The organism is Pseudomonas sp. CBS, assembly GCF_024734645.1.
GTDB lineage: Bacteria > Pseudomonadota > Gammaproteobacteria > Pseudomonadales > Pseudomonadaceae > Aquipseudomonas.
Genome location: NZ_CP102929.1, coordinates 3,822,606 through 3,838,176, shown reverse-complemented (window position 1 = coordinate 3,838,176; position 15,571 = coordinate 3,822,606). Strand labels below are relative to the sequence as shown.

Sequence of the window (15,571 nt, the reverse complement as noted above, 5' to 3'; positions counted from 1 at the left end):
GTGGTTGTGCGGGCCCCTTCGCGAGCAAGCCCGCTCCCACAGTTGACCAAGTTCCCCCTGGAAAAACGCGGTCAACTGTGGGAGCGGGCTTGCTCGCGAAGGGCGCGCCTCGGTCTACCGCTGCAACACCAGTATCCGGGACAACAACTCATCCCTATCGACATAGCAGCCCTGGAAATGCCGGGCACCGGACGCCGGATCAAACGCATTGCGCGCATGCAAGGTGCGGCGGTTATCGAAACACCATAGCTCGCCCGGATTCAGGCGTTTGACCAGCCGAAAACGCTCCTCCCGGGTCATCGCAATAAACCGCCGATAGGCGCGATACAGCAAGGGCATCTGCTCTGCCGGCGCCTCAAACGGCCCGCGCAGAAAGTTGGCCATGCGAATCTCGGCGACTTCACCCAGAGCATCCAGCGCAATGATCGGCGCCAGCTGGCGATAGTCGCTGTGACGGTCCTTGTTGCGAAATTCCACGGGGATCTCGCACAGCGCGCGAAAGGCTTCGGGGTCTTCATCGCGCAATGCCCGGGCGATGGCAAAACCATCGACAAAAATACTCTCGCCACCGTCGGCGTCGTTCACCAGGCAATGCAAAAATTGCAGTCCCGGTTGCAGCTCGCGAGTGGGCAAGTCGCTGTGCAGCGGCAGGTTGAAAGCGGTGTAGGCGTTGCTGTCGGCATCGGCCTTGGATTGCACGTTGAACAGCACACCGAAGTTGCTCTCGCGGATGAACGAAATGCGCTTGGCGATCAGTGCCAGGGAGCCGGGTTCGGTGGGCACGCCGCGCACTTGCGTAAGGCCGCTGTCACGCAGGGCCAGCAGCCAGTGCAGCAGGGTTTTCGGGTCTTCCATCAGAGCCGCGTAGTCGAAGGCGGGCAGCTCGAAACTACGGTCCCACAGTCTGGATTTCGGCTTGGCCGCCCGGCGTTCAGCGCGGGACTCATCGTCGTAGGCGTGCGCACGCAGCCAGCCGGGATCGTACTGGCTGCGATGCCCGCCACTCCATTCAACCGTCAGCAAACCCTGGTCGATACGCGCGCTGACAGCCGTGAGGTGTTCGTCCACATCGACGATTTCCAGCACCTGCTCACGGGTCACGCTGTAGACGCAGATCGGGCAGGGGCAGTTGTCCCGCAGCCACTGGTGATGGAACGGGCTGACCCGCCCATCGGCCCATTGCACACTGAGGTGGTCGTTGTGCACCTGCACCTCGGCCAGGTCGCTGATCAGTGGGTAAGTACGGAAGTCGGCAACAGCAGCGGCGGTTTGCATGGCGATTCCTTATTTTTGGGGTGGCAGTCCAATCACGCGGCCGAGCAGGGCGGGCTTCGGCAGGTCGGTTTGTTCGGCACTGATGCTTGCGAGCTTGCCCAGCACCGCCTCGCTGAACGGCGCCGAATGCGGGCCGGCAAGGTCGACGTGGAGCAACATTTGCTCGTTGCCGGCCAGCTCCTTTTCGTCGCCCACCAGATGCAGGCTGTGATACAGGTGCAGGCGCTTGCGGTCGTGGGCAATGAGCTGGGTGTGCACTTCGACCTCGGCGCCCAGCTTCACTTCGTGCAAGTAGTTGAGGTGCAACTCCAGGGTGAACAGCGAGTGGCCGCTGGCTTCGCGGTTTTCGCTGTCCAGGCCCAGGGTGTCCATCAGCGCATCGGTGGCGTAGCTGAAGATCAGCAGGTAGAACGCATCGCGCAGGTGGCCGTTGTAGTCGACCCAGTCGGGGAGGATTTTGGTGGTGTAGGTGGTCAATGCGGCCATGACTTAAATTCCAAAATGTACGCAGTGGTGATCGTTCCCACGCTCTGCGTGGGAACGCCTCCTGTGACGCTCTGCGTCACGCGTTGGGACGCAGAGCGTCCTTGGCTGCATTCCCACGCAGAGCGTGGGAACGATCTTTACAGGGCTTATTCGGCGAAGGTCATACCGTGTTTTTCCTTGGTCGTCTTCACCGCCTCCAGCACCGCCAGCAGGCAATCATCACGATAGCGCTCCAGCGCCGAAATGCTGTGTTTGCCCAACTGATCGCTGGTGCCGTCCACCACGTCGTCAATCAACTTGTCGGTCAGTTCCGGGGCCGGCAAATAGGTCCACGGCAACTGCAACGCCGGGCCGAACTGCGCCATGAAGTGCCGCATCCCGGCATCACCGCCGGCCAGCGTATAGGTCAGGAACGTGCCCATGAACGACCAGCGCAAACCGGCGCCAAAGCGAATCGCATCGTCAATTTCGCCGGTGGTTGCCACGCCATCATTCACCAGGTGCAAGGCCTCACGCCACAAGGCTTCCAGCAGTCGGTCAGCGATAAACCCAGGCACTTCCTTACGCACATGCAACGGGCGCATGCCGAGGGATTCATACACCTTGATCGCTGCCTGAATGGCTTCTGGCGCGGTGTTCTTTCCGCCGACTACCTCTACCAGTGGCAGCAGGTAAACCGGGTTGAACGGGTGACCCACTACGCAGCGTTCCGGGTGGGTGGAGCCTTCGTAAAATTCACTCGGCAACAGCCCCGAAGTACTCGAGCCAATCAAGGCATTCGGCTTGGCCGCCGCGCTGATCTTGCTGTGCAATTCCAGCTTCAATTCCAGGCGTTCCGGGGCACTTTCCTGGATGAAGTCGGCGTCTTTCACGCACTCTTCAATCGTGGCCACAAAGCGCAGGCGATCTTGGGAGGCGCCGGGTGCCAGGCCTTGTTTCTCGAGTGCGCCCCAGGCATTCGCGACACGTTTGCGCAGGGCTGCCTCGGCACCAGGCGCCGGGTCCCAGGCCACCACATCCAGGCCGTGAGCCAGGGCGCGGGATACCCAGCCGCTGCCGATAACGCCGCTGCCCAGCGCTGCGAAGGTTTTGATTTCAGTGATAAAGCTCATGGCAAATTCCTAAAGAGTTCGGTGATTCTGTGTGAGAGCCAAGATCAAAATGTGGGAGCGGGCTTGCTCGCGAAAGCGGTGGATCAGCCACCGAATGCATCAACTGACACACCGCTTTCGCGAGCAAGCCCGCTCCCACATTTGATTCGGTTCCTGCTGGGAGTCGTGCGGTGCGCCTTAGCCGCGCTTGGTCAGGCCCATCTTCACGCGGCCTTCAGCCGGGGTCATGACCCGCGCACCCAGGCGGCTGAGGATTTCGCTGGCGCGTTCCACCAGTTGGCCGTTGGTCGCCAGCACGCCCTTGTCCAGCCACAGGTTGTCTTCCAGGCCGACCCGCACGTTGCCGCCCAGCAGTACCGCTTGGGCCGCCATCGGCATCTGCATGCGACCAATGCCGAAGCCGGCCCACACTGCGTCTGCCGGCAGGTTGTCGACCATCGCCTTCATGGTGGTGGTGTCGGCCGGGGCGCCCCACGGGATGCCCAGGCACAGCTGGAACAGCGGGTTGTCGAGCAAGCCTTCCTTGATCATCTGCTTGGCGAACCACAGGTGACCGGTGTCGAAAATTTCCAGCTCGGCTTTTACGCCCAGCTCTTGAATACGTTTGGCGCCAGCGCGCAGCTGGGCCGGGGTGGAGACGTAAATGGTGTCGCCATCGCCGAAGTTCAGGGTGCCGCAATCGAGGGTGCAGATTTCCGGCAGCAGCTCTTCCACGTGGGCCAGGCGGGTCAGCGGGCCCACCAGGTCGGTGTTGGGGCCGAACTCCATGGGATTCTCGCCGCCACCGATTTCCAGGTCGCCACCCATGCCGGCGGTGAGGTTGACGATGATGTCGACGTCCGCCTCGCGGATGCGCTCCATCACTTCGCGGTACAGCGCGACGTCGCGGCTGAACTTGCCGGTTTCGGGGTCACGTACGTGGCAATGCACCACGGTGGCACCGGCCTTGGCAGCTTCTACTGCGGCGGCGGCGATTTGTTTGGGGGTGACCGGCACGTGAGGGCTTCTGGCGGTCGTGTCGCCAGCACCGGTGAGTGCGCAGGTGATGATGACGTCGTGGTTCATGGGGCAGGTTCCTTACAGGCGTGATTTCAGGCGTAGTCATGCCGTTCGCAGCCAGGAGCGGCTGCGAAACGGTGATTCAAGACAGGTTATTTGCTGGTCAATTGCAGGTTGGCCGCGGCGGGTTTGCCGTCGAAGGTGGTCACGCCTTCCAGCCAGCGCTGCTGGTCTTGCGGGTGATCCTTGAGCCATTGCTTGGCCGATTCGAAAGCGTCCTTGTGATCCAGCAGCGGCTGCATCATCCGGCTCTCGTCGGCGGCGGTGAAGGTCAGGTTGCTGAGCAACTTGTGCACGTTGGGGCATTGCTCGGCGTAGGTCGGCGACGTGACGGACCACACAGTGGCCATGCCTTCGTTCGGGCCCAGGGCATCATCGCTGCCGGTGAGGTAAGTCATCGCCACGTTGACGTTCATCGGGTGCGGCGCCCAGCCGAAGAACACCACGGCTTCCTTGCGGCGCACGGCGCGGTCGACGGCGGCGAGCATGCCGGCCTCGCTGGATTCCACCAGTTGGAACTTGCCGAGACCGAACTGATTCTTGGCGATCATCGCCTTGATCTGGGTGTTGGCGCCCGAGCCTGGTTCAATGCCGTAGATCTTGCCGCCCAGTTCTTTTTCAAACTTGGCGATGTCGGCGAAGGTCTTCAGGCCCTTGTCGGCCAGGTAAGTCGGCACCGCCAACGTAGCGCGGGCGTCTTCCAGCGACGGCTTGTCGAGCACCTTGACCTGCTTGGCCTCGACAAACGGGGTGATGGTCTGGGTCATCAGTGGGTTCCAGTAGCCCAGGAACATGTCCAGGCGCTGGTCGCGGATCCCGGCAAAGATGATTTGCTGGGACGCGCTGGTCTGTTTGGTCTTGTAGCCGAGGCCATCGAGCAATACTTGAGTCATGGCGCTGGTGGCGATTACGTCGGTCCAGTTCACCACGCCCATGCGCACGTTCTGGCAAGAAGCCGCATCGGCTGCCATGACGTTGGTGCTCAAAATGGCGCTGGCGCTGAATGCGAGCACGCAGCGGCTGATCAGTCGGTTCATGGTGGTTCCCTCGGCAGGTTGTTATTGTGGGTTCCGGCGTCTTTGTGCGCCGTGCGATCAAGTTACGCAGCTTGCAGTGCGACAAAACGCACGGCGGCGACCAGCTCTTGCACTGCAGCGACCTGCCCCCTTGAATGACCGAATGAACTGGCGTATCACAGTGACCACGCTGTCCGTCCTACGAGAGCGCTCCATGTCCCAGGATTTCTACTTTCTGCTGATGCCGGGCTTCTCCGCCATCGGCTTTATCTCCGCGATCGAACCTTTGCGTGTCGCCAATCGTTTTCGTGGCGAGCTGTACCGCTGGCACGTCTTGAGCGCCGACGGCGGCGCGGTGCTGGCGAGCAATGGCATGTCGGTCAACGCCGACGCCGCGCTGGAGCCGCTGAAGAAAGGCTCGACCTTATTGGTGGTGGCCGGCTTCGAACCGCTGAAGTTCGCCACGCCGGCACTGGAGCACTGGCTGCGCCGACTCGATCACGACGGCGTGACCCTGGGCGCCATCGACACCGGGGCTTGCGTCCTCGCCGAAGCCGGCCTGCTCGACGGCCACCGCCTGACCCTGCACTGGGAAGCCATCGACGCCTTCAAGGAATCTTATCCACAGCTGACGGTGACCCAGGAGCTGTTCGAGATCGACCGCCGGCGCATCACCTCGGCGGGCGGCACCGCGTCCATCGACCTGATGCTCGACCTGATCAGCCAGGCCCACGGGCCCGAATTGGCGATCCAGGTGTCCGAACAGTTCGTGCTCGGCCGCATCCGCCCGCGCAAAGACCACCAACGCATGCAGATCGCCACGCGCTACGGCATCAACAACAAGAAGTTGGTGCAGGTGATTGGCGAGATGGAACAACACACGGAACCGCCGTTGAGCACACTGGCACTGGCGGAGGCGATCAAGGTCACGCGGCGGCAGTTGGAGCGCTTGTTTCGGCTGCACCTGAACGACACGCCGAGCAATTTCTACCTGGGCTTGCGCCTGGAGAAGGCCCGGCAGCTATTGCGCCAGAGCGACCTGAGTGTGCTGGAAGTGAGTATTGCGTGCGGGTTTGAGTCGCCGTCGTATTTCACCCGCAGTTACCGGGCAAGGTTTGCCAAGTGCCCGAGGGAGGATCGGCGGCGGGAAGCGGTATGATCACGGCTCTTGAAAACAACACAGATCAAATGTGGGAGCGGGCTTGCTCGCGAATGCGGTGGATCAGTCGGTACATGTATTGACTGACACACCGCATTCGCGAGCAAGCCCGCTCCCACAGGAGATCTGTGGTGTGGCTTATTTCTTCATCAGTGCCGAACACGCCGCTTTAAACGCCTCATGCTGATACTTGTTCAGCGTCGCCGGCAGGGCAAAGTCGTGTTTTTTATTCTGCGCATTGATGGTCTGCGGCGACAGCAGCGTCACCTCAACACCCTCCAGCAGCTGAAACACGCCTTCAATCTTGAACGTGGTCGGGCCACCGGCGAATTCGCCTTTCTTGCTGCGCTTCTTGATCGCGATCCGAGTGATCGCGTTTTCCTGCACAAACGCACTCACCTGGGCGGCGAAGGCTTTGACATTGGCCGCCTCATCATCGTCTTCAAGGGCGATTTTCTTGGTGGCCAGGGCTACATGGCTCAATGCCTGACCGTCGAACGAGGCGACAGCGATAATGGCTTCGCTGCCTTTGATTTCGATGCCGCAGATTTTCATGGTATTGCCTTTGGAAAAAGAGATGGCGCGATGGTCGCGCACTTTCGGCTGCATGTGGAGCGCTTTAAACGCTCGCCTCGACCTGGCTTTTTACCACTTGTCTGAAAGGGTCGGTGACCTGTTATTTCTGACAGTAGATCCTCGTACCGGGCGTCTTTAGATTGGTGAAGGGACCGAACCATGGTTTCGCATTCATCCCATCACTTGCCTGATAAGAGAATCGCGCCATGAATATACGCAAGGAAGTTCGTACGCTCAGCCCGGCGGAGCAGCTGGTGTTTATCAACACCCTATTGGCACTCAAGAAACAAGGAGGTTACGACAAGTATGTCCACTGGCATCATCAAGTCATGATACCTACGGTTCATCCGGATGAGCCTCAGGATCCTGACTACCGCAATGGTGCTCACCTGGGGCCGGCATTTTTGCCCTGGCACCGTGAAATGTTGATGCAGCTTGAGGGGGATCTGCAAAGCATCCAGCCGGGTGTCACGCTGCCTTACTGGGACTGGACCCAGGATGCGGCGGATCCAGGTCAATCGCCGGTGTGGAGCCAGGGCTTCATGGGCGGCAACGGTGACCCAGCTGATCAGCACCGGGTGCAGGAGGGCGCTTTTGCACAAAAGTACGGAAATTGGCCGGTGCCGGCATACCCGGAAGACGGTTTGCCGGGAACGGGACTCAAGCGTCAGTTCGGGCAACTGGTCAGCTCGTTGCCGACCGTAGACGATCTACAGATGGCCATGCGCGAAGGGCTGTACGACGAGCCCAATTACAATTCGAGCCCTTTCAATCGAGGTTTCAGGAATCGCCTGGAAGGCTGGATTACCCAGCGCGGCGACCCACAAGTCACGACGCCCGGTTCGCAGCTACATAATCGGGTGCACTTGTGGATTGGGGGCAACATGCTGGCAATGACTTCACCGGAAGACCCCGTGTTCTTCCTGCACCATTGCTTTGTCGACAAGATATGGGCGGACTGGCAAGCGCAGATGAAGCTGGATAAGCCGGGCCTGGCTCCCCACTATTGCCCCATGCAGGACGGACCGCCGGGCCACAACTATGACGATGTGATCAAACCCTGGACCCGTCGCATCAGAGACGTCATGGATATCAGTGCGCTGGGTTACGCCTATAGCCCCAGTCAGCCATTGACAAAAAGCCCCTTCAAATCGCCCTTCATCGCATGAGGGAGCCACCATCCCGCGCAATGGCGCGGGAGTGGTGTTTATTCCTGCCCAATCGACTCCAAAAACTCCGACCGTTCATCACTCATCCGCGCCAGGCAATCATTCTGCTGGATCGCATATGCCTTGCTGCCCGCCACTGCCGGGAAGGTATCTACAGCGCAATCCGCATCACGTAACTTTTCCCACTTCTGCTGGGCATCCTTCAGACGAGCGGTAATGTCCGCCAGCTGCGTCTTGTTGCTGCCATAGGTCGAACCCATGCGTTCCAGCAAGCCCTGGTAGTTATCCTTGAGCAGTTGCTCGGCGGTGGTTTTGTTATAGGTGGCGCATTCCAGGGTTTGCTTGTCGTTCTCGATGCCATCGCAAGGCGTGTTATCGGTGTCTTCAGCCGCGTGTACGCCGGTTGCGATGAGTGCCAAAGCCAGGAAAATCGATTTCATTGCGCCGTCTCATATCAGTTGATAAGCAAATTCTGGCTTAAGCGTAAGACAAAGAACAGACACCCGTCAGAGATGTCATGTTGGCCTTTGTCGCGGATTGACGCTTTCGGCAATTCCCTTGTCGTTTTTGCACCCGGCTCCTTCTGCCCCGGGGCATATGCTGGCCCCAAAGCGCCGGCAGACGATTCGGCGCATGAATCGCCAATAAGGGGACGCCTGATGAGCCCAGCCGAATTGCACGCCGACAGCATCGTTATCGACGGGCTGATCATTGCCAAGTGGAACCGCGACCTGTTCGAAGACATGCGCAAGGGTGGCCTCACAGCGGCCAACTGCACGGTGTCGGTATGGGAAGGGTTCCAGGCCACCATTAACAATATCGTGGCCAGCCAGACCCTGATTCGCGAAAACAGCGACCTGGTGATCCCGGTGAAAACCACCGCCGATATCCGTCGCGCCAAGGAGCAGGGCAAGACCGGCATCATCTTCGGCTTCCAGAACGCCCATGCCTTTGAAGACCAGCTCGGCTACGTCGAGATCTTCAAGCAGCTCGGGGTTGGCGTGGTGCAGATGTGCTACAACACCCAGAACCTGGTGGGCACCGGCTGCTATGAGCGTGACGGCGGCCTGTCGGGCTTCGGTCGCGAGGTCGTCGCCGAGATGAACCGCGTCGGCATCATGTGCGACCTGTCCCACGTCGGCTCCAAAACCTCTGAAGAGGTCATCCTCGAATCGAAAAAGCCGGTGTGCTACTCCCACTGCCTGCCGTCGGGCCTGAAAGAGCACCCGCGCAACAAGTCCGATGAAGAGCTGAAGTTCATCGCCGACCACGGCGGCTTTGTCGGCGTGACCATGTTTGCGCCGTTTCTGGCCAAGGGCATCGATTCGACCATCGACGACTACGCCGAAGCCATCGAGTACACCATGAACATCGTGGGCGAAGACGCCATCGGCATCGGCACCGACTTCACCCAGGGCCATGGCCAGGATTTCTTCGAAATGCTGACCCACGACAAGGGCTACGCCCGCCGCCTGACCAGCTTCGGCAAGATCATCAACCCGCTGGGCATCCGCACCGTGGGCGAGTTCCCCAACCTGACCGAGACCCTGCTCAAGCGCGGCCATCCCGAGCGCGTGGTGCGCAAGATCATGGGCGAGAACTGGGTCAACGTCTTGAAGGACGTTTGGGGCGAATAAGCCAACCTCTAAACAATGATGCCCCGTAGCAGCTGTCGAGCCCCAGCGAGGCTGCGTCAGGCGCGACTCGGTTCCAGATCAGCGGCGCGCCCTACGCAGCCTCGCTGGAGCTCGACAGCTGCTACGGGACAACAACACAACGAATTTTCCGGAGTTAAGTTTCCATGGCCAAGATCGCCCCTCAATTGCCTATCGAAGTCGACAGCGAAACCGGTGTCTGGACGTCCGACGCCCTGCCAATGCTGTACGTGCCACGCCATTTCTTCGTCAACAACCACATGGGGATCGAAGAAGTCCTGGGCGCCGACGCCTACGCCGAGATCCTCTACAAGGCCGGCTACAAATCCGCCTGGCACTGGTGTGAAAAAGAAGCTGAATGCCACGGCCTGGAAGGCGTCGCGGTGTTCGAACACTACATGAAGCGCCTGTCGCAGCGCGGCTGGGGCCTGTTCAAGATCCAGGACATCGACCTCGACAAAGGCACGGCCAGCGTCAAGCTCGAGCACTCGGCATTCGTCTACGTGTACGGCAAGGTCGGGCGCAAGGTCGACTACATGTTCACCGGCTGGTTTGCCGGTGCGATGGACCAGATTCTCGAAGCCCGCGGCAGCAAGATCCGCACCGTTGCGCAACAGGTCTATGGCGGCTCCGAAGAGGGCCACGACGACGGCCTGTTCACCGTCAAGCCGTTGTAAGTCGAGGACCCAGCCATGGCTTTCGAAGCAATGTTTGCGCCGATCCAGATCGGCAAACTGACCATCCGTAACCGCGTGCTCAGTACCGCCCACGCCGAGGTGTATGCCACCGACGGCGGGATGACCACCGACCGCTATGTGAAGTACTACGAAGAGAAAGCCAAGGGCGGCATTGGCCTGGCGATCTGTGGCGGTTCCTCGGTGGTCGCCATCGACAGCCCCCAGGAATGGTGGAGTTCGGTGAACCTGTCCACCGACCGCATCATCCCGCACTTCCAGAACCTGGCTGACGCCATGCACAAGCATGGCGCCAAGATCATGATCCAGATTACCCACATGGGCCGTCGCTCGCGTTGGGATGGCTTTAACTGGCCGACCCTGATGTCGCCGTCCGGCGTGCGTGAGCCGGTGCACCGTGCCACCTGCAAGACCATCGAGCCGGAAGAGATTTGGCGTGTGATCGGCAACTACGCCAGCGCCGCCAAGCGTGCCAAGGCGGGTGGCCTGGACGGTGTGGAACTGTCCGCCGTGCACCAGCACATGATCGACCAGTTCTGGAGCCCACGGGTCAACAAACGTACCGACGAATGGGGTGGTACCTTCGAAGGCCGCATGAAGTTCGGCCTGGAAGTGTTGAAAGCGGTGCGCGCCGAGGTCGGTGACGACTTCTGCGTGGGCATGCGCCTGTGCGGCGATGAGTTCCATCCGGACGGCCTGTCCCACGAGGACATGAAGCAGATTGCCAAGTACTACGATGACACCGGCATGCTCGATTTCATCGGCGTCGTCGGCTCGGGCTGCGACACCCACAACACCCTGGCCAACGTTATCCCCAACATGAGTTATCCACCGGAGCCGTTCCTGCACCTGGCGGCCGGTATCAAGGAAGTGGTCAAGGTCCCGGTGCTGCACGCACAGAACATCAAGGACCCGAACCAGGCCACACGCATCCTCGAAGGCGGCTATGTGGACATGGTCGGCATGACCCGCGCCCACATCGCCGACCCGCACCTGATCGCCAAGATCAAGATGGGCCAGATCGACCAGATCAAACAGTGCGTGGGCGCCAACTACTGCATCGACCGTCAGTACCAAGGGCTGGACGTGCTGTGCATCCAGAACGCCGCCACTTCCCGTGAATACATGGGCGTGCCGCACATCATCGAGAAGTCCACCGGGCCGAAACGCAAAGTCGTGGTGGTGGGTGCCGGCCCGGCCGGGATGGAAGCTGCGCGGGTTGCTGCTGAGCGCGGCCACGACGTGACGCTGTTCGAGAAGAAAGAATTTATCGGCGGGCAAATCACGACCGCTTCCAAGGCGCCGCAGCGCGACCAGATTGCCGGGATCACCCGCTGGTTCCAGCTGGAACTGGCACGCCTGAACGTCGACCTGCGCCTGGGCGTGGCGGCAGACGCGGCCACCATCCTGGACCTGCGTCCGGACGTGGTGGTGCTGGCGGTGGGCGGTCATCCGTTCGTGGAACAGAACGAACACTGGGGCGCGGCTGAAGGCCTGGTGGTCAGCAGCTGGGACGTGCTCGATGGCAAGGTCGCGCCGGGCAAGAACGTGCTGGTGTACGACACCATCTGCGAGTTCACCGGTATGTCGGTGGCGGATTTCCTCGCAGACAAGGGTTGCCAGGTGGAAATCGTCACCGACGATATCAAGCCGGGCGTGGCCATCGGCGGTACGTCGTTCCCGACGTACTACCGCAGCATGTACCCGAAGGAAGTGATCATGACCGGCGACATGATGCTGGAAAAGGTCTACCGCGAAGGTGACAAGCTGGTGGCGGTGCTGGAGAACGAATACACCGGGGCCAAAGAGGAACGGGTGGTCGATCAGGTGGTGGTCGAGAACGGCGTGCGTCCGGATGAAGAGATCTACTACGGGCTCAAGGAAGGGTCGCGCAACAAGGGCCAGATAGACGTCGAAGCCTTGTTCGCGATCAAGCCGCAGCCGTGCCTGAGCGAGCCGGGTGAGGGGTACTTGCTGTTCCGCATCGGTGACTGCGTGGCCCAGCGTAATACCCACGCTGCCATCTATGACGCCCTGCGCCTGTGCAAGGATTTCTGATCCGCCTGATCGTTCCCACGCTCTGCGTGGGAATGCCGCCCTGGACGCTCCGCGTCCGCTCTTAGGTCGTGACGCAGAGCGTCACAGGATGCATCCCCACGCAGAGCGTGGGGACGATCATTGACCTCGAGGTCTTTGGGAGCTTCACCATGCTGAACACCCTTCTTCCCATCCTGCTCTTCGCCGCCCTGGGCCTTGCCGTCCTCGGCGCCTTGCGCCGGGTGAACATGTGGCGCCGCGGCCGCTCCTCCAAAGTCGACCTGATCGGCGGCCTGCTGGCCATGCCCAAGCGCTACATGGTCGACCTGCACCATGTGGTCGCCCGCGACAAATACATCGCCAACACCCACGTCGCCACCGCCCTGGGCTTTGTGCTCTCAGCGTTGCTGGCGATCCTGGTGCACGGTTTCGGCCTGCATAACCGCATCCTCGGCTACGCCTTGCTGCTGGCCTCAGTGCTGATGTTTGTCGGCGCCACGTTCGTCTACCTGCGTCGTCGCAATCCACCTGCGCGCCTGTCGAAAGGCCCGTGGATGCGCCTGCCGAAAAGCCTGATGGCGTTCTCGGTGAGCTTCTTCCTGGTGACCTTGCCGGTGGCCGGGATTCTGCCGGCGAACTTCGGCGGCTGGCTGCTCGCCGCCTTGCTGAGCTTGGGCGTGCTGTGGGGCGTGTCCGAGATGTTCTTCGGCATGACCTGGGGCGGTCCGATGAAACACGCCTTTGCCGGTGCCTTGCATCTGGCCTGGCACCGCCGCGCCGAGCGTTTCGGTGGTGGCCGTTCCACCGGTTTGAAGCCTCTGGACCTCGCCGATAAAACCGCGCCCCTGGGTGTGGAAAAGCCGGTGGATTTCACCTGGAACCAACTGCTCGGCTTCGACGCCTGCGTGCAGTGCGGCAAGTGCGAAGCCGCGTGCCCGGCGTTCGCCGCCGGCCAGCCGCTGAACCCGAAAAAACTCATCCAGGACATGGTGGTCGGCCTGGCCGGTGGCACCGACGCCAAGTTCGCCGGCAGCCCTTACCCTGGCAAAGCCATCGGCGAACACAGTGGCAACCCGCACCAGCCAATCGTCAACGGCCTGGTGGATGCGGAAACCCTGTGGTCCTGCACCACCTGCCGCGCTTGCGTGGAAGAGTGCCCGATGATGATCGAGCACGTGGACGCCATCGTCGACATGCGCCGCCACCTCACCCTGGAAAAAGGCGCGACCCCGAACAAAGGCGCCGAAGTCCTGGAAAACCTGATCGCCACCGACAACCCCGGCGGTTTTGCACCTGGCGGGCGGATGAACTGGGCGGCGGATTTGAACCTGCCCTTGCTCAGCGACAAGAAAACCGTCGACGTACTCTTTTGGGTCGGCGACGGCGCCTTCGACATGCGCAACCAGCGCACCTTGCGTTCGTTCGTCAAAGTCCTGAAAGCGGCCAAGGTCGACTTTGCCGTACTGGGCCTTGAAGAGCGTGACAGCGGTGACGTGGCCCGGCGTCTGGGCGATGAAGCCACCTTCCAGCTGCTGGCCGCGCGCAATATCCAGACCCTGGCCAAGTACAGCTTCAAGCGCATCGTCACCTGCGACCCCCACAGTTTCCACGTGCTGAGAAACGAATACGGCGCCTTCGATGGCAACTACCTCGTGCAGCACCACAGCACCTACATGGCCGAACTGATCGACGCCGGCGCCCTGAACCTGGGCCAGCACAAAGGCAACAGCGTGACCTATCACGACCCGTGCTACCTGGGCCGCTACAACGGCGAGTACGAAGCTCCGCGCCAAGTGCTGCGGGCGCTGGGGATCGAGGTCAAGGAAATGCAACGTTCCGGTTTCCGTTCCCGCTGCTGCGGCGGCGGTGGCGGGGCGCCGATCACCGACATCCCCGGCAAGCAGCGGATTCCCGACATGCGCATGGAAGACATCCGCGAAACCGGCGCCGAGCTGGTGGCCGTGGGGTGTCCACAGTGCACGGCAATGCTGGAAGGCGTGGTTGAGCCGCGTCCGTTGATCAAGGACATCGCCGAACTGGTGGCCGACGCGTTGCTCGAAGACGCCGCACCGGTCAAGACCCCGAAACGCGAACCTGCGGAGGTGCATTGATGAGCGATATTATCCGCCGCGACCCGCGGGCCGAATGGATCGCCCGTAACCGCCTGCACCCGCTGCACGCCGCCATGCAGCCGGTGCAACACAGCTGGATGGGGCCTAACGGCGTCATCCGCAAGAACGTGCATGGCGTCGGTTTTATCGGCCCCAACGGCATCAAGCGTATTGACCGCAGCGGTGCCCAGCAGGGCGGCGCGGCCAAGCGTACGGCAGCGGTGGAAGTGCAATTGCCGCTGCATCAGGTGGCAGCCCCCGCGTTCTATATCAACGTGGTGCCGGACATGGTCGGCGGCCGCCTGAGCAGCCACGACCGCGACTTGCTGGGCCTGGCCCGGCAACTGGCCGGCGACGACGGTGCGGTATTGGCCGTGGTGTTCGGCGAACACAAGGAAGGCGCCTTTGCCACCGCCGGTGTGGATCGGTTGCTGGTGCTGGACGGGCATGAGTTCGAGGGTTATTCACCGGAGCAACGGGTCCAGGGCCTGCGGGCTGTGGATAACCAGTTCAACCCGCGCCACTGGTTGCTGCCGGACAGTCGCAGCGGTGGCGGGGAATTGGGCCGGCGCTTTGCCGCAAGCCTCAAGGAGCGCCCGGCCACACGGGTCTGGCAGATCAAGGGCCAGGAATGTATTGGCCGTGCGGGTGCCGGCCAGCAAGACCTGGCCCGGCCACTGCCACGCATGATCCTGGCAGCGGCGGAATGCGCCGAGCCTGTCAGCGATACCCGTCACGAAGTGTTGCCGGTGGAGTTATCCACAAGCCTGGCCCGCAGCTTGCCGCGCATTGAGGATTTGGGCGCGGTGGCCGTGGACCCGGGGGCAATTCCCATGGCCGAAGCCGAGTTCATCTTCTCGGGCGGCAACGGGGTCAAGGACTGGGCACTGTTCCACCAGACTGCTGCCGCGTTGGGCGCTACAGAAGGCGCCTCGCGGGTGGCGGTGGACGACGGCTTCATGGCTCGGGATCGCCAGGTCGGTGCCAGCGGTACCTGGGTCACCGCGCGGGTTTACGTGGCGGTGGGGATTTCCGGGGCGATCCAGCACCTGCAAGGCATTGGTGCCTGCGACAAGGTGGTGGCCATCAACCTCGACCCGGGTTGCGACATGATCAAGCGTGCCGACTTGTCGGTGATCGGCGAAAGCGCCGCGATTCTGCAAGCCTTGATCGTTGCGGTCGAGGCCTACCGCAACGGCGCCAAGCGCGATGCGGCTTAAG

At 61.5% G+C, this 15,571-nt stretch carries 14 protein-coding genes; 7 read left to right on the top strand and 7 right to left on the bottom strand.

The features are described from left to right. Positions 1–114 precede the first annotated feature (114 nt). From NVB75_RS17610 to NVB75_RS17590, 5 genes are all read right to left on the bottom strand, one after another. A complete protein-coding gene (locus tag NVB75_RS17610; RefSeq protein WP_258342557.1) occupies positions 115–1,275 on the bottom strand; it encodes a gamma-butyrobetaine dioxygenase in 1,161 nt (386 codons plus the stop codon). A gap of 9 nt (positions 1,276–1,284) precedes the next feature. Beyond that, entirely contained in the window at positions 1,285–1,761 is a 477-nt protein-coding gene (locus NVB75_RS17605) for a thioesterase family protein (protein WP_201142238.1), read from the bottom strand. A gap of 146 nt (positions 1,762–1,907) precedes the next feature. After that, positions 1,908–2,873 (bottom strand): L-carnitine dehydrogenase, encoded by a 966-nt coding sequence (locus NVB75_RS17600; protein WP_017476440.1) that lies wholly within the window; start codon positions 2,871–2,873, stop codon positions 1,908–1,910. Between the two features lie 177 nt (positions 2,874–3,050). Next, positions 3,051–3,938, bottom strand: coding sequence for a 3-keto-5-aminohexanoate cleavage protein (locus tag NVB75_RS17595; protein WP_003216924.1), 888 nt, complete (start codon positions 3,936–3,938; stop codon positions 3,051–3,053). An 86-nt stretch (positions 3,939–4,024) separates the two neighbouring features. Beyond that, on the bottom strand, positions 4,025–4,969 hold the full coding sequence (locus NVB75_RS17590) for a choline ABC transporter substrate-binding protein (RefSeq protein WP_258342553.1): 945 nt from the start codon (positions 4,967–4,969) through the stop codon (positions 4,025–4,027). A 193-nt stretch (positions 4,970–5,162) separates the two neighbouring features. Between NVB75_RS17590 and NVB75_RS17585 the strand changes: the two genes are divergently transcribed. Further along, a complete protein-coding gene (locus NVB75_RS17585) occupies positions 5,163–6,107 on the top strand; it encodes a GlxA family transcriptional regulator (protein ID WP_003216927.1) in 945 nt (314 codons plus the stop codon). Positions 6,108–6,245: 138 nt separating this feature from the next. Here the strand turns inward: NVB75_RS17585 and NVB75_RS17580 are convergent, their stop codons facing one another. Further along, on the bottom strand, positions 6,246–6,662 hold the full coding sequence (locus NVB75_RS17580) for a DUF3010 family protein (protein ID WP_258348664.1): 417 nt from the start codon (positions 6,660–6,662) through the stop codon (positions 6,246–6,248). A gap of 227 nt (positions 6,663–6,889) precedes the next feature. On the opposite strand from NVB75_RS17580, the gene NVB75_RS17575 reads away from it, so the two are divergent. Further along, positions 6,890–7,852, top strand: coding sequence for a tyrosinase family protein (locus NVB75_RS17575; RefSeq protein ID WP_258342551.1), 963 nt, complete (start codon positions 6,890–6,892; stop codon positions 7,850–7,852). A gap of 38 nt (positions 7,853–7,890) precedes the next feature. On the opposite strand, the gene NVB75_RS17570 is transcribed toward NVB75_RS17575, so the two are convergent. Next, complete coding sequence (locus NVB75_RS17570) at positions 7,891–8,292, bottom strand: lysozyme inhibitor LprI family protein (RefSeq protein ID WP_258342550.1); 402 nt, start codon at positions 8,290–8,292, stop codon at positions 7,891–7,893. 219 nt (positions 8,293–8,511) lie between these two features. Here NVB75_RS17570 and NVB75_RS17565 point away from each other — a divergent pair, with 219 nt between their 5' ends. From NVB75_RS17565 to NVB75_RS17545, 5 genes are all read left to right on the top strand, one after another. Further along, a complete protein-coding gene (locus tag NVB75_RS17565) occupies positions 8,512–9,489 on the top strand; it encodes a dipeptidase (protein WP_003216932.1) in 978 nt (325 codons plus the stop codon). A gap of 164 nt (positions 9,490–9,653) precedes the next feature. Further along, entirely contained in the window at positions 9,654–10,184 is a 531-nt protein-coding gene (locus NVB75_RS17560) for a DUF5943 domain-containing protein (protein WP_017476435.1), read from the top strand. A 15-nt stretch (positions 10,185–10,199) separates the two neighbouring features. After that, complete coding sequence (gene dgcA, locus NVB75_RS17555) at positions 10,200–12,260, top strand: dimethylglycine demethylation protein DgcA (protein ID WP_258342549.1); 2,061 nt, start codon at positions 10,200–10,202, stop codon at positions 12,258–12,260. A gap of 149 nt (positions 12,261–12,409) precedes the next feature. Further along, a complete protein-coding gene (gene dgcB / locus NVB75_RS17550; RefSeq protein ID WP_258342548.1) occupies positions 12,410–14,350 on the top strand; it encodes a dimethylglycine demethylation protein DgcB in 1,941 nt (646 codons plus the stop codon). Next, on the top strand, positions 14,350–15,570 hold the full coding sequence (locus NVB75_RS17545) for an electron transfer flavoprotein subunit alpha/FixB family protein (protein ID WP_258342547.1): 1,221 nt from the start codon (positions 14,350–14,352) through the stop codon (positions 15,568–15,570). The genes dgcB and NVB75_RS17545 overlap by 1 nt, the downstream gene beginning before the upstream one ends. Position 15,571 lies beyond the last annotated feature (1 nt).